Origin of the sequence: Fontibacillus phaseoli, assembly GCF_003337355.1 — a bacterium.
Lineage (GTDB): Bacteria > Bacillota > Bacilli > Paenibacillales > Paenibacillaceae > Fontibacillus > Fontibacillus phaseoli.
In genome coordinates, this window is sequence record NZ_QPJW01000028.1 from 1 (window position 1) to 1,528 (window position 1,528).

The 1,528-nt window shown below is 45.7% G+C and carries 1 protein-coding gene; it reads left to right on the forward strand.

The features are described 5' to 3' along the window. Positions 1-82: 82 nt before the first annotated feature. A protein-coding gene (locus tag DFP94_RS25210) for an IS1182 family transposase (protein ID WP_114499231.1) occupies positions 83-1,443 on the forward strand; the annotation gives its coding sequence in 2 pieces (ribosomal slippage) (positions 83-653 and positions 653-1,443; 1,362 coding nt in all). Positions 1,444-1,528: the final 85 nt, after the last annotated feature.

Here is a 1,528-nt window from a genome sequence, read left to right on the forward strand (position 1 = left end):
TTTATGTTATATTTATTTAAGACGACACCGCGTTAATGTTGTATAATATAGGTAGCTATTTATAGAACGGGATGGTGTCTGCATGTTGCGTTCCAACCGAGAAAAACAACAGGCCTACGAGTTTGTTTCCATAGAAGATTTGGTTCCTAAAGACCATTTGCTCCGCAAGGTGGATAAATATATCGATTTTTCTTTTATTGATGAAAAGGTTCGACCTCTGTATTGTGCGGATAACGGACGTCCTGCGATTGATCCGGTCGTGCTCTTCAAGATGATTTTCCTAGGATACTTCTATGGCATTCGTTCCGAACGCCAACTGGAACGAGAGATACAAACAAACCTAGCTTACCGCTGGTTTTTAAGGTTAGGATTATCAGACAAAGTGCCAGATCATACCACGATTAGCTGGAACCGACGAACCCGGTTCAAAGACACGGACATTTTTCAAGAGATTTTTGATGAGATTGTCCTCCAGGCAATTTCACACCGGATGGTGGGAGGACGTGTCTTGGTAACGGATTCCACTCATGTGAAAGCTAATGCGAATAAACACCAGTACACCAAGCAACAAGTTCTACAAAATATCAAGGACTATGTAGACGAGCTTAATGCTGCTGTGACCGAAGACCGGAAAGAGCATGGAAAAAAGCCCTGAAACCCAGAGAGGAAGTGACTGAGGAGAAAGAAATTAAAGTGAGCAAAACGGACCCGGACAGCGGATATATGATTCGCGATGGCAAGCCAGAGGGATTTTTTTATTTGGACCACCGTACTGTAGATGCCAAGTACAATCTCATCACCGATGTACATGTGACACCCGGAAATGTTCATGATTCCGTGTCATATTTGTCGCGTTTGGATCGTCAGCAAGAACGTTTCAAATTCAAGGTCGAAGCGGTTGCGCTCGACTCGGGTTATTTAACCACACCGATTTGTCATGGACTAAAAAACCGAAATATTTTTGCTGTCATTGCTCACCGGAGGTTTCATCCCAAGCAAGGATTGTTTCCAAAGTGGAAGTTTATCTTTGATGCCGAGCGAAATGTGTATGTTTGTCCGGCGAGTCACGAATTGAATTACCGCACGACAGACCGTAAGGGCTACCGACAGTATGCTTCTGATTCGGAGCTTTGTAAGACCTGCCCACTTCTTGAACAATGCACGCAATCCCGAAACCACCGGAAAGTGGTCACTCGGCATATCTGGGAGGACAGCAAGGAATGGGTACGGAATAACCGGCTCAGCAAGTCGGGTAAACAATTGTACCGCAAACGAAAAGAGACGATAGAGCGAAGCTTCGCGGATGCTAAAGAGCTCCATGGGTTTCGCTATTGTCGTTTGCGCGGACTGCATAACGTCAGGGAACAAGCACTGATGACAGCAGCCGTGCAGAACATGAAGAAGATGGCGATCCACCTGGATCGCCTGGAGAGACGGGGGTAACCTCTCGTTCCCCCCTTTTCACCCATTCCATAACCTAAAGAGAAACCCATGGTCTAAGTTTGACCATGGGTTTCTCGACAATCTG